Genomic DNA, 20,384 nt, shown 5'->3' with positions numbered 1-20,384 from the left:
CCCGAAGGGCCGCGGTCTCGAGCCTACCCGCCGCCCCTTCGATACCTCTGGTGCGCGATACTGGGATTGAACCAGTGACCTCTTCCGTGTCAGGGAAGCGCTCTCCCGCTGAGCTAATCGCGCGGGCGCCGTGCGTGAACCGTGTGGTGCACGTACTGCGTGTTTCGGTGGTGCGACGTGCGCGATACTGGGATTGAACCAGTGACCTCTTCCGTGTCAGGGAAGCGCTCTCCCGCTGAGCTAATCGCGCGGGAAGTTCACCTTCGGCACGGAGCCTCGGGGTCTCTTGGAGGTGGAGACGGGATTTGAACCCGTGTAGACGGCTTTGCAGGCCGTTGCCTCGCCTCTCGGCCACTCCACCAAGTGAAGGAACCATAGTGGGTACCCACTACTTTCCTCTACTTCTTCCGAGCGGACGACGAGATTCGAACTCGCGACCCTCACCTTGGCAAGGTGATGCTCTACCAACTGAGCCACGTCCGCCTGTCGACCCGAGCTGCGTTTCCGCGTCCCGGCGACGTTGAGAACTTTAGCGGATCCGAGGGCCATCACAAAAACCGATTCCCCGCAGACCCCGCCGGGCGACCCGCGCAACCTGCGAAAACGACCGAGGCCGGCTCGAACCACCAGGGTTCGAACCGGCCTTCGGCGTGGTTCGCCGGGCCGCGCCGAGGGACCTCGGCACGCCCCTCGACCGGGGCTCGCCGCCGTCTCCGCGGGCCCGGACGGGTCTTCGGCTCAGCTTCGGCGCTCGCCCGAGGGGGCGGGTTCGGCGGCCGGGGCGGTCGGAGTGTGGGCCGGGTCCGGGGCGGCCTCGGCGTCGTCGGCGTCCTCGGCCTCCTTGGCGGGCGACGCCGGCTGGGCCGGGGCCTGGGCCGGGACCTGGGGGAGTTCGGCCTCCACTCGGGATTCGGCCGGAGTTCGGACTTCGTTCTCGACCGCGTCCTGGCCTTCGCCGGGCTCGGCGTGCCCGCTTTCCTCCTCGACCGCAGGCTCGGCGGCCGGCTCGGCAGGGGACGGGGTGGCGGCCTCGGCAGCGGGCTCGGCGGACTCCGCGACCTCGGCAGGCTTGGCCAGGGACACCGATTCGTGCGCTTCGGCCCGTACGGGCGCGGCATCCGCCGTGACGACACCGGCGGTCGGCGCGGCGGTGGGCCGCGGCGGCGGAACCCTCCCGGGCTGCGGGGCCGGCGTCCCGTCGACCGGCAGCACGGTGGTCGCATCGGCAACCACCGGAGCCTCATGATCGGCCGGAGCCGGAGCCGGAGCCGGAGCCGGAGCCGGAGCCGGTGCCGGAGCGGCAGCCGGTGCCGGAGCGGCAGCCGGAGTCGGAGCCACAGCCCCGTCGGCACCCGCCGCGCCCGAGTCCACCGCGGTCGGCGCCTGCGGCACCGGCGGAGCCCCCGGCGTGCCCGGAGCCTGCGGCACCGGCGGCGCGAAGTACTGCGCGGTCGGGGCCTGCGCCGGATAGGCCGCCCACGGCGCCGGCGCGCCACCGGGGAAGCCGACCGGCATCCCGGGCATCCCCGGCATCCCGCCCGCAACCCCGGCGGGCACCAGCCCCGAGGCGAAGGCCAGCGCCTCGCGCTCGTGCTGGAACGCGGTGATCCTGCGGACCACCAGGATCGCCGCGACCGCCGCCAGGATCAGCACCAGGTCCGCGACCCCGGACAGCACGTCGATGGTCCGCAGCCGGTCGGCGTCGGACAGCACGATGTCCTCGTCGAGCGGGTAGGACAGCCGGCTCGCGAAGAACAACACACCCGAGGCCACCAGCAGCACCCACCAGGCCCACAACAGCGGCAACCGGCCGGGGGTACGCCCGCCGCGCTCGGCGGTGCGCGGATCGCTCGCGCGCCACACGTCGTGCAGGATCAGCTTGGGAAACCACAGGCTGACCACCGGCACCAGCCAGCCGCCGATCGCCCACCCGGTGGACAGATGTTGCTTCGAGGGGCCGAACAGGTCCACGTTGGCGCGCGCCCGGTACATCCAGACGATGAACAGCACGGCCGTCGCGATCATCGACAGGACCAGGAACACCGTCGCCGCCGCCACGAGCGAATCCGAGTCCTCGGCCTTGGTGCGCAGCGCGTCCGTCATGCCGAGCTCACCGGCGTCGGCGATCTGCCGCAGCACGTCCGCACGGTGGAAGAACGCCGCCGCGCACAGCGCCGCGAACACCGCGGACAGCGGCAGCAGGACGTACAACGTCACGGCGAGCCCACGCAGTGCCCGAAACGGCTGCGGCAGCCAACCCGGGTACGGCGAGGCCGGATACGCCCCGGGCATGCCGTACGGGGCCTGCGGGGCGAACTGCGCCGGTGCGTGCGGGGCGAACTGTCCCGGCGCGTGCGGATAGGCACCCGGGTACGCGCCGGTCGGCGCGGGCGCCGGTGCGGGCGCGGCGTACGGATCCGACGCCGCGGGAGTGGCGGGAGGCGCGGCGGGCCCGGCGACCACGGGGGTCGACCCGGTGCCGGCCTGCTGCGGTGCGGCGGCGGCCGGGACGGCGCCGCAGTACGAACAGCGGTCGGCCCGCGTAGACCAGGTGTCGCAGGCGGAACAGTGCACGGATGAACGTCCTTCGATCGCGTGGTGCTGTGGAGACTTCGGGGGCCGGGGCGAACCGACCGGGGGAGTGCGGTCACCGGACTCGGGGCTGCCGGATCCCTACCCACCGTGCCGCATCATGCCGTGCCGGACCGGCACACGGGAACGCGGAATCGGCTCGGGGCGCTTCCGGGCGCGTCGGGTGCGTGGGAACAGGCGGACGAAGCCGCCGATGCCGGGCCGCTCGGGACGTCGGGACGCCCTTCTACAATGGACGATCTGATCCGCGCGCCGATCCGCCACAGGTGCCGCGGTCGCGACCCCGGAACGAACCAGTGAGTCAGCCACCTCCTCTCGCCCATCTCGGCGGGCGCTTGGCCACCGGCCTGCGTGACGTCACCCGTGACCCGGCCGCCCTGGACTCGCACGGGTTCTGGGCCGTCGTCGCCGACTTCGAAGGCGACCTGTTGTGCGCACGCTTCGACCAGGTGCGCCCGGCCCCGCTGCCCGCCGCGCCGTGGACCGGACCGCCCACCCACGCCTGGACCGACTCGCTCGGCGCCGACGCCTACCGCGCCGGGGTGCGCCGGATCCGCGAACACATCGCCGCCGGCGACGTGTACCAGGTCAACCTGTGCCGCCTGCTCAGCGCACCGCTGCCCGAGGACGCCGACATCCTCGGCCTGGCCGGCCGCCTCGCCCACGGCAACCCCGCCCCGTACGCGGGGGTGATCCGGCTGCCCGCGCACGACGTCCACGTCGCGTGCGCGTCGCCCGAGCTCTACCTGCAGCGCGCCGGCGACCGGGTCTGGTCCGGCCCGATCAAGGGCACCGGCCGCACCGAGGCCGACCTGCTGCCCAAGGACCACGCCGAGAACGTGATGATCGTGGACCTGGTCCGCAACGACCTCGGTCGGGCGAGCGCGATCGGCTCGGTCACCGTGCCCGACCTGTGCGTGGTCGAGAAGCACCCCGGGCTGGTCCACCTGGTCTCCACCGTCGCCGGCACCCTGGCGCCGGGCGTGGGCTGGCCCGAACTGTTCGCCGCGACCTTCCCGCCCGGCTCGGTCAGCGGAGCGCCCAAGAGCAGCGCGCTGCGGATCATCGACGAACTCGAACCCGTCCCGCGCGGCCCGTACTGCGGTGCGATCGGCTGGGTCGACGCGGACCGCCGCGAGGGCTCGCTCGCGGTGGGCATACGCAGCTTCTTCATCCGCGACGGCAGGCTGTGCTTCGGCACCGGCGCGGGCATCACCTACGACTCCGACCCGCAGCGCGAGTGGGAGGAGACCGAACTCAAGGCCCACCGTCTGCTCGCGGTGGCGGGGCGGGACTATGCGTCGGGACCCGGACCCGAGCATGTCGGGCAGGACGCGCAGCACTCGGTTGTCCCGGAGATCCCGGACAACGCATCGCATGCCTCGGAGGGCGCATGAGCAGAATCTGGCTGAACGATCGCCTCGTCGACGACGAGCAAGCGGTGATTCGGGTGGACGACCACGGTCTGACCGTCGGCGACGGCGTCTTCGAGACGATGCGGGCGGCCGACGGGCGGGCTTTCGCCACGACCCGACACCTGGATCGGTTGGCCCGTTCCGCGCGTGGTCTCGGGCTTCCCGCCCCCGACCTCGACGCGATCCGCCACGCGTGCGCCGAGGTGCTGGCGGCCAACCCGCTGCCCGGCGTCGGCCGACTGCGAATCACCTACACGGGCGGTCGCTCGCCGCTGGGCTCCGAGCGCGGCAACGCCGCGCCGACGCTGGTGGTGGCCCTCGGCGCGGCCAAGCCCCGAAGCGAGAGCACGGCCGTGGTCACCGTCCCGTGGACCCGGAACCAGCACGCGCCGACCACCGGGCTCAAGACCACGAGCTACGCCGACAATGTGGTGATGCTCGGCTATGCCGCCGAACGCGGCGCGAGCGAGGCGCTGTTCGCGAACACGGCCGGCAATCTGTGCGAGGGCACCGGCTCGAACGTGTTCGCCGTACTCGACGGCCGGTTGCTCACCCCGCCGCTGTCGGCCGGCTGCCTGGCCGGGATCACCCGCGCGCTGGTGCTGGAATGGGTCGGCGCCGAGGAGGTCGACCTGCCCCTGGCCGCGCTCGCCGAAGCCGAGGAGCTGTTCCTGACCTCGTCGCTGCGTGACATCCAGGCCGTGCATCGGATCGACGGGCACACTCCGACCGCCCCCGGCCCGCTCACCCGCAAGGCCAAGGAGATCTTCGCGGCGCGCTCCGCCGAGGACATCGACCCGTGATCCCGACGTACCGGCGGTCCCGGCGCGCCGACGCCGCGGGGACCTCGTTCGCGGCGGCTTGATCACGCGTGGCCCGGGCCCGATTGGCCGGGGCCACGCGCGGGCAGCACTGCCGGTAACGGGGCATTGCGCCCGGGAAGGCGGGGGCCACCCGATGACCACCACTGTGCGACCGGCCGGACCGGGCCGGGACGGCGTGTACTCGATCTGCGCCAACGGCCGATCCGTCGGCGGCGTGCATCTGACTCCGCTGGGCCCGTGGGGTCCCGGCATCGGCTGGATCCTGCACATCCAGGTGTTGCCGTCGCGCCGCCGCCGCGGCCATGCCTGCGTGGCGATGCTCGCCGCCGAGGAGATCATGCGCGGCCTGCGCTGCACCCGGATGGCGGCGGCCGTCCCCGAGGGCAACCGGGCGGCGACCGGCCTCGTCCGGGCCCTGGGGTACACCTCCGACAGCAGCCGCCTCGCGGCCCCCGTGCGCACCACCGGCATGCCGCCCGGCGTACGAATGATGGACGCCGACGAACGCGACGCGTGGTGCGTGGGGGAACTGCACCGGTACGCGGCGGATCTGCGTGCGGCGGGCTGGGCCGACGCCGCCGCGGAGAGCCGGGCCCGGGCCCGGCTGCCCGACCGCACCGCGCCCGCGCCGTACACGCTGGGCGAGGGGGCGGTGGTGTGGGTCGTTGACGGCGTGATCCTGGCGCTGACCGCGCCGACCCCGGCGGACGCGGCGACCCTGCTCCGCGCGGCCGGCCACGTGACGGCGGCGCAGGGCCTGCACGAGGTGGCCATCGAACTCCTCGACGACACCCACGCGAAGGTCTGTACGGCGGCGGGATTCGCGCCGCGCACGCGTTATTGGGGGAAACCCATCCTGTGAGGGTCGGGTACATCCCTGATCCTGGGTGTACTCCACGGGGAGGAGATGCATCGGTCGGTGTCCTCCCCGAGTACTGATCCGACCGCCGATCGTGGCGTCCGGAGGCGGAGGAGACGACGATGGGGGTGGAGGAAGTACCAGGTCCGACAAGACCGACACCGATGCTTCGAACGTCCTGCAGGTTTCGAATGCTTCGTACGAGGAGGAGGCCGAGCGCATGTCCGGCGCAGATGTGGTGACCGGCGCCCTGTGCATGGCGCTGACGGGTCTCGGCCTGGTCATCGCGGTACAGAAGGCACGCCAACGACGTTTCCTGAACGCGACCCGGTGGATCGCCGCGGCGCTGTTCCCGATCGGGCTGTACCTGACCGGCCTGGCCACGCTGGGCCGCCGGGTGGGCAGTGCCGCCGCCGACTGGGCGACCGACCTGGCCTTCGGGATCAAGGCATGGGGCGGCGTGGCGATCCTCGCGTTCGCCGTGATGTTGCTGATGATCACCCGCATGATCGGCCGCAAGCACCCGGAGCCGACCGGTACGGCGACCTCGACCTCCGCGGATCTGTCCGCGCTGCTGGGCGGATCCGACGCGGGTGGCGAGCTGCCGCAGAGTCGGCAGCAACGGCAACCGAAGCAGCCGAAGCCGGCCCCGGCGCCCCGCTCCCGTCGCGCCGCGCGCGGTGCGGTGGACGACGAGTTCGCGGAGATCGAGGAACTGCTGCGCAAGCGCGGGATCTGAAGTCGGGGAATCCCGATTTGCGGATTACCGCCGGTTGCCGGTGGTTACCGAGAGGCGGCGTAAACACGCGCTGTGTACAACAGGGCACGCGGCGGGATGGTGAATGTGAACGCATTCCCATGCCGGAAAATGTGTTCGACTGTGCGCTTTCTTTGCGGCATGTGCGGATCGTGTACATATTCGGATCGACCGATCGCGCGGCGTGTTCGATTCACTCGTCCGGCGGTCGCGACGCGCACGGGGCGGGTGTGGCGCCCGGGGCCGAAAAGCACTCCGCCGCCCCCACCGTGTGGACGGTGGGTGCGGCGGAGTGCTGACGTACGTACCCGGCGCTGCGGACAGGGGCGTGCCCGCGGTTCCGGGAGCTCAGTTCTCGGCGAGAATCTGCGACAGTTCCCGGTCGAGATCGAAGAAGCGATGCTCGTTGCCGGGGGTGACGGCAGCGTTCGTACGCTTCAGGAACGACTCCAGCGCCCGCGCGGGCGCTTCGAGCAGGGCTTCACCCTCGGGCGAACTGAGGGCGATGCAGACGATGCTCTGTCCGTGGCTCCGGGAGGGCCACACACGAACGTCGCCGGTGCCGGAGGGCTGACGCAGCCCGTCGGCGAGAAGGTCGCGGGCGAAGACCCAGTCGACCGTCTCATCGGCACCCGTGTGGAAGGTCGCATGCACGGCGTACGGGTCCGACGAGTCGTATCGCAGCCCCGCAGGGACTGGCAATGAGGACTCGCTCGAGACGACGAGGCGCAGGTGCAGCTCACAGCTGACCGTGGTGTTCATAAGCGCCATGGCCTTTCGCTCAGTGTGCGCTCGGGGATTCGCACGTCGGCGTTCGCAACATCCCACCTGCGGACCTCTTGTAAACGTCTCTGCCCGATATACGGGCGTCTGGGTACTCCTTAAGAGCGATGCGGAGGTGTAACGTTCGCCCGCATGATTTCCGGAAGGGAACAGGCGTTCAGTTCATACCGTCATGCCCGGGCCGGGACCACACGGCACCGCCGGGCCCGCATGGAACCCTGTGCCCCCTTGTAGCGTTGTCAAGCAAGGCCGAGGCATGGTCGGCTCCGACCACAGGCCACACGGAGGTGCCCGGTGAACGACGGCCGGTACGACGAGAGAGGAAGACCAGGGATGGACACGGGGGCCGCGGACAACAGCGCGCACGCCACAAGAGAGCCCACCCTCGACCAGGGCGCCCCGAGCGGCCCGGCCGGCAAGCAGGCGAAACCATTCGGCTCCCGCGCACCCGCCTTCATCAAGCGCTCCAAGCCGTTGCACATGACCTGGCAGATCGGCGTCGCCGTGATCGGCTTCGCGATCATCGTCGGCGGCATCATCATGCTTCCGCTGCCCGGTCCCGGCTGGGCGGTCATCTTCCTCGGCCTGGCCGTCCTGGGCACCGAATTCGTCTGGGCCCAGCGCACCCTCCTGTGGACCAAGGACAAGGTCACCAAGGCCGCCAACCGCGCCCTCGACCCCAAGACCCGCCGGCGCAACATGATCATGCTCGCGATCGGCCTCATCCTGATCGGCGCCGCGGTGGCCCTGTACCTGTGGAAATACGGCCTGGCCCTCCCCTTCTGACCACCCCACCGCCCACACCCGGGGGTGCGCACAACCGCCCCCACACATGCGGTAATGTTCTCCCTGCGCCCGGGCGATTAGCTCAGCGGGAGAGCGCTTCGTTCACACCGAAGAGGTCACTGGTTCGATCCCAGTATCGCCCACCCAGGTCACAGCCCCGGATCATGAAAATGATCCGGGGCTTTGTCGTGCTGCCAGCAGCGAAGTACCGCAACGGGTGGTTCGGAAGACCCTTCGAGAAGGTCAGTCGAGCCACTCGCCCAGGCTCCGTAGAGCCTCGCGGGTCTGCTTGTCCGGGGCCTGGGCGTAGATCTCCATCGTGACCGCGATCTTCGTGTGGCGGAGGATCCGCATCACCACGCGCGGGTGGACGTCGAGCGCCACGAGCAGGGTGCCGCACGTGTCCCGCGTGTTGTGCACCGTGATGCGTCGGACCTTCGCCTTCTCGCACCGTGCGTCGAAGCTTCGGTTGAAGTTCCTCGGCTCGTACGGCGTGCCGTGGCGCGTGGAGAAGACGAAGTTCCGGTCCTCCCACACCTCGCCTGCGGCGGCCTGGTCTTCGTCCTGTTGCTTCCGCCGGATACGTAGAGCCGTCGCGCAGATGTCCGGGAGCGGGAGCGGCACTTCGGACGCCTCGGTCTTGGCCGTATCGGTGTGGAGAAGCTGTCGCCCGACACGCTGAAGCTGCCGTTGAACGTCCAGTTCCCCGACGTCCAGGTCGACCACGTCCCACGTCAGGCCCAACACCTCGCCCTTACGCATGCCCAATACGAGGATGAGCACGTAGGCGGCGAACAGCGGGTCCTTGTCGTCACGCGCAGACTCCAGGAACCGCTTCGCCTCCTCGGCCGTCCACGGCTTGGCCTTGCGCTTGCTGCGCTTGGCGCCGCTCACCCGGGTGAGCGCGGCCACGTTCTTGGACAAGACCTCCTCGCGAACCGCGTTGCCGAGTGCCGACCGCAACACGTCCCTGATGTCTCGGATCGAGCGAGCGGAGAGGGTTTGTTCGCAGCAGCGGGCCTTGCCGAGTGCACAGCACCGTTGCTTTTCCGGCGGCCGGGCGGCGTCCTTGCCCTGCTCGCAGCACTGGCACAACTCCGCGAGGCGATTCACCCAGGTCTGGACGTCCCGAACCGTGAGCTTGTGGCGGGCCTTGGCGCCCAGGTGAGGGGCGATGTGGATGCGGACATGGGATTCGTAGGTGGCGGCGGCCGTGGGCCGCAGGTGCGGCTCCACGACCTCCTTGAGCCAGTACGCGAGGTACTGGCCCAGGGTGGGGGATGTCGTGGCGACGGGGCCGGCCTTGGCAGCGGCGTGCAGCGCGAGCCACTTCTCGTGCGTTGCCTCGCGGGTCTTGCCGTAGGCGTACTTGCGGTCGCGAGTGCCGTCGGGCTTGGTGACCCAGACGTAGGCGGCGTAGCCGTTCCGGTAGGGGTAGATGGAGCCTTCGCCGTTGTGGCGCTTTGCGGTCACTTGTCGGCACCCTCGACTTCCGCGATGCGGGACTGCACGTACTCGTCCACCCAGCGCGCGATGATCTTCCGGTTGCGCCCGTCCTTCACGGACTTCAGGCGACCGGTGGCGATGAGGTTCTTGGTCTTGGACTTGCCGAAGCCGAGCATGAGGGCGACTTCGTCAACGCTGTACCACTTGGGTTCGATCACGGTTCGAACGGAAGACACGGTTCCTCCGAGACGAGAGAACGAGAGGGGCGGGAGCGGGAGGCCGCAAGGCCGTCCGCCCCCACCCCTGGAAGTCCGCTACATCCGCTACATCCGCTACAGCGCAGGTCAGAGCCCTGCTTTCTGTAGCGGACGCGCGTGATGTAGCGGCAACATCCGCTACACCCGCCCGGTTGGATGTGGGTGTAGCGGATGTGTAGCGGAGATGTAGCGGATGATTTCGGGTTATCCGCTACATCGTTTCCGCAGGTCAGACGGTGTTTTGAAGATCATGTAGCGGATGTAGCGGACTTTTCGGGGGGTGGGGGGCAGTACCGGGTCCACGCGTCGTGGAGGTCGGTGGCGTAGTAGCCCTTGACGACCGTGCCGGACGCGGTGCGGATGTTGCGGGCGACGATGGGCGTGTTGTCGGCGGTGACGTACTCGCGCAGCCATTTGGCGAGCGAACGGGATTCGAGGGGGCGGCCGTTGACGTCGCCCCAGGGGGCGTCGTCAACGGCGACGAGTTCGGCGATGATCGCGACGGTGGGGACGCGGTCGGCGCCGTTGAACACCACGTCACGCAGGTCGGTCAGCAGCCGAATCCCGAGGGAGCCCTTGTCGGTGGCCCGGGACGCCTCCACGAGTTCCGCGCAGGCGTCGCGGGCGCGCAGGGGCCAGTGGCCGCCGACGGCGTCGGCGATGGCAAGCAGCGGCTCCCACACGTCCGCCGGGCGGTCGGTCACCCCTTTGGGCAACTCGGGCCAGGCGCCCGCGATGCGTTCGCGGGCGCCGTTCGCCCACTTCGCGAGGCGGTCTCGCAGGGCGTTGCCCTGGGGGGTGTGCAGGCGGGCGCGGAAGGCTTCCACTCGTTCGTTCGGTGCGCGGCGGCGCATGCGGATGATGATCGAGCGGGTCAGGATCGTGTCCGGCAGGGAGCCGAGCCCGGCGACGGCGACCCCGCAGTACGAGGGGAATGCCACCACGGTCTGGTTCGATCCGTCCCCGACGCACCGGTAGGTGACGCCAGAGCGGCGGTGTCCGGCGTTGATCCAGCCGCGAAGTTCCTCGTTGTCCCCGGCTTTGGCGCCGAAGATGGTGTCGATCTCGTCGAACAGGATGGTGGGCGAACTCTCCCCGGCCGAGACGGCGCGGAAGAGCGCGGGCGCGGACGCGTTGACCGCGACCATCGGATTGGGCACCAGGGTCTCCACGATCTCCAGAGCCCGGCTCTTGCCGCTGCCCGGTTCGGGCGACAGGAACGCCATGCGCGGGGTGGAGTCGAAGCAGTCGAGCAGGTGCGCGTGCGCGTCCCACAGGGCCACGGCGACGTACGCCGCCTCGGAGGGGAACACGTTGAACCGGCGGTGGAACGCCTCGACTTCGTCCAGGAGAAGCGCGCCGTCCTCGGGCGCGTCGGCGGGGGTGGGGTCGGTGTTGAAGGAGCTGGTCATGCGGCCTCCCCGCTGTTGTGGGCGATCGACCAGTTCAGTGCGCTGGTGATCGCGGGGCGGCTTTCGTTCTCGGTGAGCCCGGCGCACGACGCCGCGGCCGTGAGGTCGTTCTCCACCCTGCGGCGGTCGAGGTCGCCGGAGGCGACGAAGCGCCCCAGGGCACGCGCCGCCCGAACCAATGCCGCGTTGCGTGTGCCCTCTTGAGTGCCAGCCACCAGGGCCACCTCGTTGCGCAGGGCCGCGCTCGCGTAGGCGCTCGCGCCGACCGGCGTGTGGGGCATCACCGGGATCCGGCGCCGAGCGGGCTCGGGTCGCAGCATGCCGAGCAGCCACGCGGGGAATTCGGCGGGCTCGCGGTCGGTGAGGACGCGGTAGAGCCGGTCGTCCACGACGCTTCCGGGGGCGACGACGTAGCCGCCGTGGGCGCGGGTGTCGACCTTCCAGCCGAGCCTTCCCGCGGTGTTACGCAGCCGAGCGCCGTCCGGCGCCCGGTGGTAGAGGTGCCGTCCGCCGGTGGGGGTGGCCACGGTGAACGTGTCGTCCGGGTAGGGCTGTTCGGCGTCGGCCGCCAGGAGCGCGAGCACGTCCGCACCGTCGGTCACACCGCGCTCGTTCCACGCCGGGGGCGGGTCGTCGTGGGCGTGTTTGGGCATGTCGAGGTCGATGACGACCAGTCCGGACGGGCCGGTGGCCAGTCCGATGTTGTAGGGGGCGTGGTCCCAGAAGCGGGCGATGCGGTCGGGGTCGGTGGTGGCGCGCTCCTCCCAACGCGCGATGGCCGGCCGCTTGGCGCCCCGGGCCAACGGGAAGACGTGCCAACCGCGTTCGGCCGCTGCGAGGGCGGCGGTCTTGAGGGGGTTGGGTCGGGTCATCGTGGTGTCCCTCCGGGTGGGCGAGGACGCGGGTTCGAAGATGTGTCGGGTGGTGGGGATGCCGGCCTGCTCGGCGGCGTTGGCGCAGTGGGTGGCGCCGGGTGAGGCGTCGCGGACGAACGCGAGACAGCGATCGGCGCCCAGCGCGACCATCGCGAGATTGCGAACGATCCCGGCCCGACGCCCCAGCGCAGGCCAATCCGCCGGGTGGGGCTCTTCGGTGACGCCCCGCCCGCGGTGGTCGCGGGCCCAGGCGGCGGCATGCGCGTCGGCACCGCGCGGGCACGCGCCGTGCACCACGACCAGCCCGGCGCGGGCTTGTTCGAGGAGGGCAGCGAGGGTGGTGCGCACGGGCGCCGGGTCGTCCCACGATCGGGACCCGGTCACCAGCACCCGCAACGGCCGTTCCACGCTCACGCCGCCTTCTCCTCTCCGGTCAGGGCGTGGGCGACGGCGGCGACGAGGTCCCGCGCCGACGGTGGGGTGACGGCGTTGCCGGCCATGCGGACGCGTTCGCGTTTGGTGCCGAGCAACACGTAGGTGTGGGGGAAGGCCATGGCGGCGGCGTATTCGCCCGGGGAGAGCATGCGGAACCGGCAGTCCTCGACCGCGGTGACGGCTCCGCCCTCAATCAGCGCCGCCCGATCCCGCGTGGTCACCGTCGGCACGGGCTGCGTGGTGGGGTGCGCGGTGCCGTTGCCGTAGTAGGTCATGAGCAGGTCGGGGGCGGTGACAACGCCGTGGTGGTTGCCGTTCGCGCACACCGTCGCCAACGGCGCCGACACGGCCCGGTGGTTCGAGCCGCCGCCCCGGAGTTCGACCATGTACGGCGGCACCGCGAGTCCTTCGGTCTCGCGGGTGGTGCGGGTGCGGGCCGGCTCGCTCACCGGGTACGCGCTGTCGTTCCAGGTGCCTCCGGCGGGCACGAGCAGCGGCCGGGCGTACGCGGCGAAGCCGTCCCGGATTCGGCGCATCGTCTTGTCCGCCAACGGCCGTGCCCGGTCGGCGAGTCGCTGGGCGGGCAGTGACCAGTCGATCGCGTCGGCGGCGGGCCGCACCTCCGGATGGACCTCGACGTGGCAGCGCGCGGTCGGGCAGCGCCACACGTACTGTGCCCGGTACCGGCCGCCGGGGCGGTCGTGACGTTTCCACGCCTGCACCGCCCGCACGTCGCGGTCGCACGAGTTGCACCGCGCGCTCGGCCGGGTCCACCGGTCCAGGTCCGGGCATGGGCTCGGCTTGTGGTGGGCGACGGCGTACCAGCGGTCGCGGGACTGCGGGGCGGCCGGCCCCAGCGCGGCGGCGAACATCGAGTTCATGAACACCTGGTGCACGCAGTACCCGAGGGCTTGGAGTGCGGTGCGCCACGCGCCGAACAGCTCCCAGTCCCGCACGTCGACCACGTTCTCGACCACGATCGCGCGGTAGCGGTGGTGTTCGGCGAAGCGGACGACGTCCCACATCGTCGCCCGCGACCGCGTGGCCGCCTCGTCGGGCAACGGGGCTTCGTCGTCGAACAGTGAGACCTGGGCTGGCTTGCGGCGGTTGCCCTTGGCGATGGAGTGGTTCGTGCACTCGGGCGACGCCCACAGGATGTCGGTGGCGGGGTAGCGGCGCGGGTCCACCTGCGAGATGTCCGCGCAGTCGTGGTCCGTGGTCGGGTGGTTGGTGTTGTGCGTCTCCACCGCCAACGTCCAGTGGTTCGCGGCCATCCGCACCGACACCCCGGGCACCTGAAGGGCACCGGTCGAGCTGCCCCCGGCGCCGCAGAACAGGTCCGTCATGGTCAACGTCACGACCACTCACCGCCCGCGTTCTCCGCCGGGGTGAGCGTGCGGGACGCCGGGGCGCAGGCGCGGCACCGGAGGCTCACGAACTCGCCGTCCCGGGCTCGGTACTCGACCCACCCGGTGCCCTTGCAGTCGGGGCACCCGGGCCGCGCGTCGCCGCGGTCGTGGGTGGTGGGGTCCAGGAGTGGGCGGCGGACGTCGCGGTGTTCGATCTCGATCCGCGCGCAGCCGTCGGCGAGAATGTCCGCGATGTGGCGGGCGATGCCGACGCTGCGGTGCCGGCCGCCCACGCACCCGCAGGCGATCGTGATCGGGTCGGGCACGGCGTGGGACAGGTCGTGCGCCGCGAGCGCGGTCACGGCGGCCAGGTTGCGCACGCCGGGGGTGTTCAGGACGTGCGCGTACACGTCCTCGTCAAGGCCGGTCCGGTGCCGCATTGTCGGGTTGCTGTGCGGGTTGCGGAAGCGGCGGCGCAGGTCGAGCGTGATCTCGGCCTCGGGGGCGGTGCCGTGGCCGTAGCCGAAGGACACGATGCGGATGGCCCGCTCGCGCCGGTGGTTTGTCATGCTGGTGGTCCCTTCCGGGTCTTCTTGGGGTCGGGTGGGGTCCGGGGCGACCGTCTTTCCGCCAAGTCGGGCGGTCGCCCCGGGGCATTCGATGGGTGAAGCGGCGCCGGGGATCAGGCCGCGAGCGCCGGTCGTTCGGCGGTCAGTGCCTGGGTCCAGGCGGTACGGGCCGCGTCCCGGCGGGGCCGTTCGTCCTCGTCGGGCAGGGATACGCGGACGGGCATGTGCAGGCCCACGAAGTCCTCGCCTCGGACGATGACGAGGGGCGTGCGCGGGCCGGTGGCCCACATCAGGAGCGGTTCCGCGCCCCAGCGCAGGTGGTGGCCCCAGCGGGCGAGCATCCGCGCGTTGAGAACGATCTGCGGTGCGTCCTGCGGCTTGGCCGCGAGTGCCTCGCGCACGAGCGGGCGCCACGAGGGGACGCCTTCGACGTCCTTGGTGTCCAGGGTCAGGGCATGGGTGCCGACGCGGGCCGTCAGGTGGCGTCCGTCGTGTTCGAGGTCGATGCGGCGCAAGCGGGCGATGCGTCCCAACGCGGTGATCGCCTTGACGTCGTCGAGGTCGAGGAACGTGGTCCAGGTGCCGATGCCGGGCGCGACGCGGCGGGTGACGGCGAGGGTGTAGCGGTCGGTGGCGACCAGGTAGAGGTGGTGGTCGTCGGCCTCCACCCTGATCCCACACAGCATGGGCAGGGTTTCGTCCTTGCCCATGTGCGGGGTGACGTCCTGGATCAGGTCGCGGAAGTCGGGGATCTCGGTCACGGGTTCCTCCCGAGCGGGTGTGGTGGTGCGCGGGCGGGCGACCTTCGGCCGTCCTCCACCACCCCGGGCGCGCGGTCCGGGGTCATGGGGAGCGGCCGGGTCAGGCCCTGATGCCGGTGGCGACGACCTTTCCGGGGACCGAGAGTGTGCGACCGACCCAGGTGTCCTCGCGCAGGTGGAGGGTGCCGGTGTAGTCCTCGCCGGTGTAGTGGTTGTCGCGCATCCAGCGAACGCACGCCTTGCGGGCCTCGGCGTCGGTGTCCGCGAGCAGGAACAGGTCGGCCTGTCCGCCGCCGTAGTGACGGACGAACAGGATGTAGGCGGTCTGGGACGGGCGCATGGGTTCCTCCACGGAGAGGTTCGATCGGGCCGGTCGCGTGCCTGCGACCGGCCCGTTGTCGCGTCGGGAAGCGGGTGGTGGGTGTCCGATCGCTGGGCCGTACCGCGCGAGTCGGGCTTGTGGCCGCGGGGATTGGTGGGTCAGAACGGCGGGCTGTCGTCCGTCGGGGTCTGCGGGTTGGCGGCGTCGAAGTCGCCCCAGGTGTCGGGGTTCGCCGGGGCGGCGCGGCGGGCGCCGGTGCGGGTGACGGTGGCGTCGGCCCACAGCAGCGACGGACCGACGTCGTCCAGGTCCAGGACCATGCGCTCGCGGGCTTCCTTGGTGTCCTTGTCGGTCCAGCGCTGGGTGGTGACGGTGCCGGACGCGATGACGCGGTCGCCCTTGCGCAGGGATTCGGCGGCGTGCTCGGCCAGGGATCGCCACGCGGTGCACGCCCAGAACGTGGTCTCGCCGTCGATCCACTTGTTCGTGGCCTTGTCGAACCTGCGCGGGGTGGCGGCGATGGACAGGCGGGCCACCGGCACGCCGGTCTGGGTAAACCGGATTTCGGGGTCGCGGGTGATGTTCCCGACGACGGTGATGGGGGTCGCGTTGCTCACGGCGGGTCTCCCGAGGTGGTGGGTGCGGATCGGCCGTTCGGCCGTCCTCCACGGCCCCGGGCGTGCGTGGTCCGGGGTCATGGGGAGCGGTCGGGGTCAGGCGAAGACGCCGCTGACGGCCTGGACTCCGGCGGTGACGGCCTGGTCTCCGGCCTGGGCCGCGGTGAGCGCGATGGAGGATCCGGCGAGCATCACCCCGGCGACGAACGCCACCAGGGCGATGCCGACGGTGCGGCGGCGGTGGGCCCACGCGCCGACGACGAGCGCGAGGATGACGCCGCTCCCGATGCTGACGGCGGTGCCGCCCGCGCCCGCCTTCGCGGGGGCTTCGGTGGCCGCCGCGAACGCGGTGGTGGGGGTGAGCGCGAGGACGGCGGCCGTGCCGAGGGCCGTGGCGATCCTGCGGATGCGGATGCGGATGCGGGTGTTGGTCGTGGTGCGCATGTCGGTGCCTCCCGAGGGCGGTTCCTGGTGGGCGGGTCGTGCGCCCACGGCCCGGGCCCGCACCCCCGGGGGGGGGGGCGGGCGGGCCCGGGGGGGGCCGCGGCCGGCCCGGTAGCCGGGGGGGGGGGGGGCGGGGGGCGCCCCCCCCACCCCACCCGATCCGATCGGCTCCGCCCGTTCGCGGGCACGAACTCCGGATTGACGCAGGAATAGGGGACCCCGATGCGCAAGGGGAAGAACGAACGCGACCGAGAACGTACGGCGGCGAGGGCTCGCGAGGCCATCGAGAGGTTTCGCGGGATCGCGGACGAATACGACTCGGACCTGCGGTTGGGATCGGATTTCGGCAAGGATCTCGAACTCCTGGCCGGATTCAACGATCTCCACTACACCGCGCTGTACGCCGTCGTCGGGGAAAAGCCCGAAGCGCTCTGGATCGCGGCGGCCAACCCGAGCGGGAGCAATGTCTTCGTCCCGATGCCCAGACCCTCCACCCTGGTGCTCGGCCTCCCTTCCTGCACCTTCCACGTCGTGCTCTACCTCAATGGGCACCACGAGCAATACGCGCAACACCTGCACCACCGCCTGGAGCCGTGGAGCCTGCAGCCACGCCGGTACACCGGACGCGTCAACCTGCTACCGCACAAGGAGAAGCGGGGCGAGGTCTGGTACTCCGGCGGTGGAAAGCAGCACCACAACGGATTGTTGCCCCGCGATCGCGACGGGCTCGAGGTGGGCGATCACGTCGAGTTCAGCCTGGCCTGGGACGACCGGCGAAGGTCGCCGGTCGCGGTCCTGCTCACCCCGCCCGGACAACACGGTCACCGGCTCGGCGCCACTCCCATGCAGCGCGCGTTCCACGTGTCGGCGGCAACTGCCGCCTGAGAGAGAACGGATGTGTCGGCCGTGCCCGTCAGCGATCAGGGAATTCCCGTCGAAGTCATGCTCCGCCAAGCGAGTCTGCGCAAGCGACGCGGTGAACTGGTATCCCTTCAACTCCAGGCGCAACAACGCAACTGGGAACGCATCTTCGACACCATCGTCCGTGTCGACGGGCCGTTGGCGAAGGACATCGCCGAGATCACGGGTCTGGGTGGCAGCACGGTGACCGGGGTGTTGCAGCGGATGGAGGAGAAGAACCTGATCACCCGCACGCCCCTCGTCTCCGACGGGTCCAGGCGGGTCGGGCGGTCCGCCCCGGTCCGCGTCGTCGCGGGCAGGCACTACCTCGCCGGGGTGGAGATCCGCCGGGACGGCCTGACCGGTCTGATCGTCGACCTGCGCGGCGAGCCGGTCGGCGAACCGCGGGAACTCGCGCTGGCGCCGGTTCGCGGGCCGATGGACGTCGACGTCCTGGTCGACGGCGTGCGCGACCTCGTCGACGAACTGACCGCGAACCTGCGCGAACTGCGGGACGACGCGCAGGCACCACTGCTGGGCCTGGGTGTCGAACTGGGCGGCCACATCGACGGTCGCAGCGGCGAGGTGGTCCGTTCCCCCGACCTCCAGTGGGGGGAGCACTGGGCCATCCCGCGGGTGCCCCTGCGCCGACTGCTGCGGGCGGCGACCCGGCTGCACACCGTCGTCGACAACGACGCGAACGCCCTCGGCACGGCCCAGAGATGGTTCGGTGCCGCCCGCAACGACGACTCGTTCCTCACGGTGCTCGTCACCAGGGACGGGGTCGGCGCATCCGAATTCCGCGACGGCGAGCCCCATCGGGGGGCGACCGGCAAGGCCGGCGAACTCGGCCACATAGTCGCCGTCCCGGGTGGTGAGCCGTGTCGGTGCGGAAATCGGGGGTGCGTGGAGGCCATGGCCACGGCGTCGGCGATCGTGCAGGCCGCGGAGGCCGCGGACCTGGCCGAGGCCAGAGCACGCGCCGCCGACAACGACTCCCGCGCCCGCAGGGCCTTCGCCGAGGCCGGCACCGCCCTCGGGCGTGGACTGGCCTCGATGATCACCTGTTCCGACCCGGCGAAGATCATCTTCACCGGCGACGCCGTCACCGCGTCGGAGTCGGACGCACACCGGCTCGTGCTGTACAGCGACGATTATCACGAGGCGATGCTCCGCGCCGTCGACGAGTACACCGTGTTCTCCGGCCCACCGCCGGATGCCTTCCTGGTCATTCAGGACCGGGAACACTGGAACGGCCCCCGCGGCGCGGCAACCATGATCATCCGCGACGTCATCGTGGGCGCCGTGAACGTCGGGCCGAACCGGGCCTAGACCTGCCGGGATCCACCGGATCGGGCCCAAGCCCGGCTCGGGATTCCCCGGATCGGGCCCAAGCGCGGCCGGATCCCCCGGAGCGGTCCGGGTCCGGGCGCGAATGCGTCCCGACTCGAACCGTAGAACGCGCACGGCGTCGGGCGCCGCGTCGACACGCGGGTCCGGCCCGGCGCGTCCACCCCTTCCCGCACCACCCCAACATCACCGGTCGGAGCCTGCGCCCATGTCTGAACACACCCTTTCGGTTCCCGTGCAGAGCGCGGTACCGCCCACTCCCGGTCTCGCGATCGGCCTCGACATCGGCGGCACCAAGATCGCCGGCGGTGTCGTGACCCGGTCGGGGGAGATCCTGCGGCACCTGCGCATCCCCACACCCCCCGGGCGGGACGGGACGCCCCTGGCCCTGCTGGACCTCATCACCCGACTTCGGGCCGAGTACCCGGCGATCGAAGCGGTCGGGGTGGGCGCCGCGGGAATGGTCGAGTGGCCCGCCGGACTGCTGCGCTGGGCGCCGAACAACGACTACCAGGAACTCCCGTTGCGGGCCCTGCTGATCGAACGCACCGGCCTTCCGGTCGTCGTGGAGAACGACGCCAACGCCGCGGCGTGGGCCGAAGCGCGCCTCGGCCGCGGTGCCGGGCACGACAACGTGGTCGTCCTCACCGTGGGCACCGGCATCGGTGGCGGGCTGATTCTCGACGGGGCCCTCTATCGCGGACACACCGGCATCGGCTCCGAGGTCGGTCACATCATCGTCAACCCGGCAGGCGGCGACGTCTGCGGCTGTGGGGCGACCGGTTGCCTGGAGGCCCAGGCTTCGGGAACGGCACTCGGACGGATGGCCCGCGAAGCCGTCGCCGCCGACCCCGAGGGTGCGCTGGCGGGCTACGCCACCGGCCCCGACCGGGTGACCGGCGAGACGGTCTTCGCCGCCGCCGAACAGGGCGACCCCACGGCGCGGGCCCTGTTCGACCGGCTCGGCTTCTGGCTCGGCACCGGCATCGCCTCGCTCGTCAACATCTTCGACCCCGAGATCGTCGTCATCGGGGGAAGCCTGGGAGCCACGGGGGAGCACCTGTTCCGTCCCACCCGGGCCGGCTTCGAACGTTTCGTCGTCGCCCGGGAACACCGAAAGGTGCCCCCGATCGTGCCCGCCAGTCTCGGCACCGAGGCGGGCATCGTCGGCGCCGCCCTCCTTGCCCTGGACCAACTCCCCCTGGACCGGACCGACTTCGCGAACAGTGGGGCAACCATCGGCTGACCCCCGCCGCCGAACCCGGTGCGGCCGTGAGCGCGGGCGGGCGCGTGGCCCAGCTCCCGGGCCCGCGCGACGTCGCCGCCGCGCCAGGCGTCGGCCAGCGCCACGAACCGGTCGGTGGCCAGTTGTACGGGACCGGCACCAGCGCGGCGACGGCCGCGGGCCACCGCGCGAGCTCCGCGAGGGCACGCGCGGAGGCCCGGGTGTCGTTGTTGCCGGCGCCGCCGGGCGATGGGCAGGGGACTGCGGGTGGCCGCCGGGAACGCGCCGCCACCCGCAAGTCCCCCTCCGGCCCCGAGACCGCGGAGCCGATCCGGCTCGGCTGCGCGGAATCGGAGGTGGCATACCCGCCGCCGGCCTCCCGGTCGGTTCCGGTGGCCGACCCGGT

The 20,384-nt window shown here is 71.5% G+C and carries 20 protein-coding genes and 5 tRNA genes; 9 read left to right on the top strand and 16 right to left on the bottom strand.

The window, feature by feature from the left end:
* Positions 1 to 48 precede the first annotated feature (48 nt).
* The 5 genes from ACFXMF_RS12500 to ACFXMF_RS12480 all read right to left on the bottom strand — a co-directional run bounded on the left by ACFXMF_RS12500 (position 49) and on the right by ACFXMF_RS12480 (position 2,574).
* Positions 49 to 123 (bottom strand) — tRNA-Val (locus ACFXMF_RS12500).
* Between the two features lie 55 nt (positions 124 to 178).
* A tRNA-Val gene (locus ACFXMF_RS12495) sits at positions 179 to 250 on the bottom strand.
* 37 nt (positions 251 to 287) lie between these two features.
* Positions 288 to 361: transfer RNA gene (locus tag ACFXMF_RS12490), tRNA-Cys, on the bottom strand.
* A 49-nt stretch (positions 362 to 410) separates the two neighbouring features.
* A tRNA-Gly gene (locus tag ACFXMF_RS12485) sits at positions 411 to 483 on the bottom strand.
* 255 nt (positions 484 to 738) lie between these two features.
* Entirely contained in the window at positions 739 to 2,574 is a 1,836-nt protein-coding gene (locus ACFXMF_RS12480; protein WP_379990627.1) for a DUF4328 domain-containing protein, read from the bottom strand.
* Positions 2,575 to 2,888: 314 nt separating this feature from the next.
* On the opposite strand from ACFXMF_RS12480, the gene ACFXMF_RS12475 reads away from it, so the two are divergent.
* The 4 genes from ACFXMF_RS12475 (at position 2,889) to ACFXMF_RS12460 (ending at position 6,429) form a co-directional block, all read left to right on the top strand.
* Positions 2,889 to 3,989, top strand: a complete 1,101-nt coding sequence (locus ACFXMF_RS12475) for a chorismate-binding protein (protein ID WP_360313843.1) — start codon at positions 2,889 to 2,891, stop codon at positions 3,987 to 3,989.
* Positions 3,986 to 4,810, top strand: a complete 825-nt coding sequence (locus ACFXMF_RS12470; RefSeq protein ID WP_360313841.1) for an aminodeoxychorismate lyase — start codon at positions 3,986 to 3,988, stop codon at positions 4,808 to 4,810. Before ACFXMF_RS12475 ends, ACFXMF_RS12470 begins: the two co-directional genes overlap by 4 nt.
* Positions 4,811 to 4,964: 154 nt before the next feature.
* Complete coding sequence (locus ACFXMF_RS12465; RefSeq protein ID WP_379990628.1) at positions 4,965 to 5,693, top strand: GNAT family N-acetyltransferase; 729 nt, start codon at positions 4,965 to 4,967, stop codon at positions 5,691 to 5,693.
* A 217-nt stretch (positions 5,694 to 5,910) separates the two neighbouring features.
* The gene (locus ACFXMF_RS12460) at positions 5,911 to 6,429 is read left to right on the top strand and encodes a hypothetical protein (protein WP_379990629.1); all 519 of its coding nucleotides are present in this window, start codon (positions 5,911 to 5,913) and stop codon (positions 6,427 to 6,429) included.
* 366 nt (positions 6,430 to 6,795) lie between these two features.
* Here the strand turns inward: ACFXMF_RS12460 and ACFXMF_RS12455 are convergent, their stop codons facing one another.
* On the bottom strand, positions 6,796 to 7,209 hold the full coding sequence (locus ACFXMF_RS12455; protein WP_161356292.1) for an SsgA family sporulation/cell division regulator: 414 nt from the start codon (positions 7,207 to 7,209) through the stop codon (positions 6,796 to 6,798).
* Positions 7,210 to 7,563: 354 nt separating this feature from the next.
* Here ACFXMF_RS12455 and ACFXMF_RS12450 point away from each other — a divergent pair, with 354 nt between their 5' ends.
* Complete coding sequence (locus tag ACFXMF_RS12450; protein ID WP_360313835.1) at positions 7,564 to 8,016, top strand: TIGR02611 family protein; 453 nt, start codon at positions 7,564 to 7,566, stop codon at positions 8,014 to 8,016.
* A 71-nt stretch (positions 8,017 to 8,087) separates the two neighbouring features.
* A tRNA-Val gene (locus tag ACFXMF_RS12445) sits at positions 8,088 to 8,159 on the top strand.
* A 100-nt stretch (positions 8,160 to 8,259) separates the two neighbouring features.
* On the opposite strand, the gene xerC is transcribed toward ACFXMF_RS12445, so the two are convergent.
* The 10 genes from xerC to ACFXMF_RS12395 form a co-directional block, all read right to left on the bottom strand.
* Positions 8,260 to 9,489, bottom strand: a complete 1,230-nt coding sequence (gene xerC / locus ACFXMF_RS12440; protein WP_379990631.1) for a tyrosine recombinase XerC — start codon at positions 9,487 to 9,489, stop codon at positions 8,260 to 8,262.
* Positions 9,486 to 9,680, bottom strand: a complete 195-nt coding sequence (locus tag ACFXMF_RS12435) for a helix-turn-helix domain-containing protein (RefSeq protein WP_379990632.1) — start codon at positions 9,678 to 9,680, stop codon at positions 9,486 to 9,488. Before ACFXMF_RS12435 ends, xerC begins: the two co-directional genes overlap by 4 nt.
* A gap of 287 nt (positions 9,681 to 9,967) precedes the next feature.
* Positions 9,968 to 11,131 carry a DUF3631 domain-containing protein gene (locus ACFXMF_RS12430; RefSeq protein ID WP_379990633.1) on the bottom strand — a complete coding sequence of 388 codons (1,164 nt, stop codon included), beginning with the start codon at positions 11,129 to 11,131 and terminating at the stop codon, positions 9,968 to 9,970.
* Positions 11,128 to 12,420 (bottom strand): bifunctional DNA primase/polymerase, encoded by a 1,293-nt coding sequence (locus ACFXMF_RS12425; protein ID WP_379990634.1) that lies wholly within the window; start codon positions 12,418 to 12,420, stop codon positions 11,128 to 11,130. Before ACFXMF_RS12425 ends, ACFXMF_RS12430 begins: the two co-directional genes overlap by 4 nt.
* Complete coding sequence (locus tag ACFXMF_RS12420; RefSeq protein ID WP_379990635.1) at positions 12,417 to 13,799, bottom strand: DNA cytosine methyltransferase; 1,383 nt, start codon at positions 13,797 to 13,799, stop codon at positions 12,417 to 12,419. Before ACFXMF_RS12420 ends, ACFXMF_RS12425 begins: the two co-directional genes overlap by 4 nt.
* Positions 13,796 to 14,359, bottom strand: coding sequence for a hypothetical protein (locus tag ACFXMF_RS12415; RefSeq protein WP_379990636.1), 564 nt, complete (start codon positions 14,357 to 14,359; stop codon positions 13,796 to 13,798). Before ACFXMF_RS12415 ends, ACFXMF_RS12420 begins: the two co-directional genes overlap by 4 nt.
* Before the next feature lie 113 nt (positions 14,360 to 14,472).
* Complete coding sequence (locus ACFXMF_RS12410; RefSeq protein ID WP_379990637.1) at positions 14,473 to 15,120, bottom strand: hypothetical protein; 648 nt, start codon at positions 15,118 to 15,120, stop codon at positions 14,473 to 14,475.
* Positions 15,121 to 15,220: 100 nt separating this feature from the next.
* The gene (locus ACFXMF_RS12405) at positions 15,221 to 15,460 is read right to left on the bottom strand and encodes a hypothetical protein (protein WP_379990638.1); all 240 of its coding nucleotides are present in this window, start codon (positions 15,458 to 15,460) and stop codon (positions 15,221 to 15,223) included.
* A gap of 140 nt (positions 15,461 to 15,600) precedes the next feature.
* Entirely contained in the window at positions 15,601 to 16,059 is a 459-nt protein-coding gene (gene ssb, locus ACFXMF_RS12400; protein WP_379990640.1) for a single-stranded DNA-binding protein, read from the bottom strand.
* 96 nt (positions 16,060 to 16,155) lie between these two features.
* Positions 16,156 to 16,503 (bottom strand): hypothetical protein, encoded by a 348-nt coding sequence (locus ACFXMF_RS12395; protein WP_379990641.1) that lies wholly within the window; start codon positions 16,501 to 16,503, stop codon positions 16,156 to 16,158.
* 222 nt (positions 16,504 to 16,725) lie between these two features.
* On the opposite strand from ACFXMF_RS12395, the gene ACFXMF_RS12390 reads away from it, so the two are divergent.
* The 3 genes from ACFXMF_RS12390 (at position 16,726) to ACFXMF_RS12380 (ending at position 19,999) form a co-directional block, all read left to right on the top strand.
* Positions 16,726 to 17,388: a hypothetical protein gene (locus ACFXMF_RS12390; protein WP_360317036.1), complete on the top strand. Its 663-nt coding sequence runs from the start codon at positions 16,726 to 16,728 to the stop codon at positions 17,386 to 17,388.
* A gap of 57 nt (positions 17,389 to 17,445) precedes the next feature.
* The gene (locus ACFXMF_RS12385; RefSeq protein ID WP_360317039.1) at positions 17,446 to 18,735 is read left to right on the top strand and encodes an ROK family transcriptional regulator; all 1,290 of its coding nucleotides are present in this window, start codon (positions 17,446 to 17,448) and stop codon (positions 18,733 to 18,735) included.
* 226 nt (positions 18,736 to 18,961) lie between these two features.
* On the top strand, positions 18,962 to 19,999 hold the full coding sequence (locus ACFXMF_RS12380; RefSeq protein ID WP_360317042.1) for an ROK family protein: 1,038 nt from the start codon (positions 18,962 to 18,964) through the stop codon (positions 19,997 to 19,999).
* Positions 20,000 to 20,384: the final 385 nt, after the last annotated feature.

The sequence above is a fragment of the Embleya sp. NPDC059213 genome (assembly GCF_042754445.1).
GTDB lineage: Bacteria > Actinomycetota > Actinomycetes > Streptomycetales > Streptomycetaceae > Embleya.
Note: the sequence above shows the minus strand (reverse complement) of the source record. Positions and strands in the feature narration are given on the sequence as shown.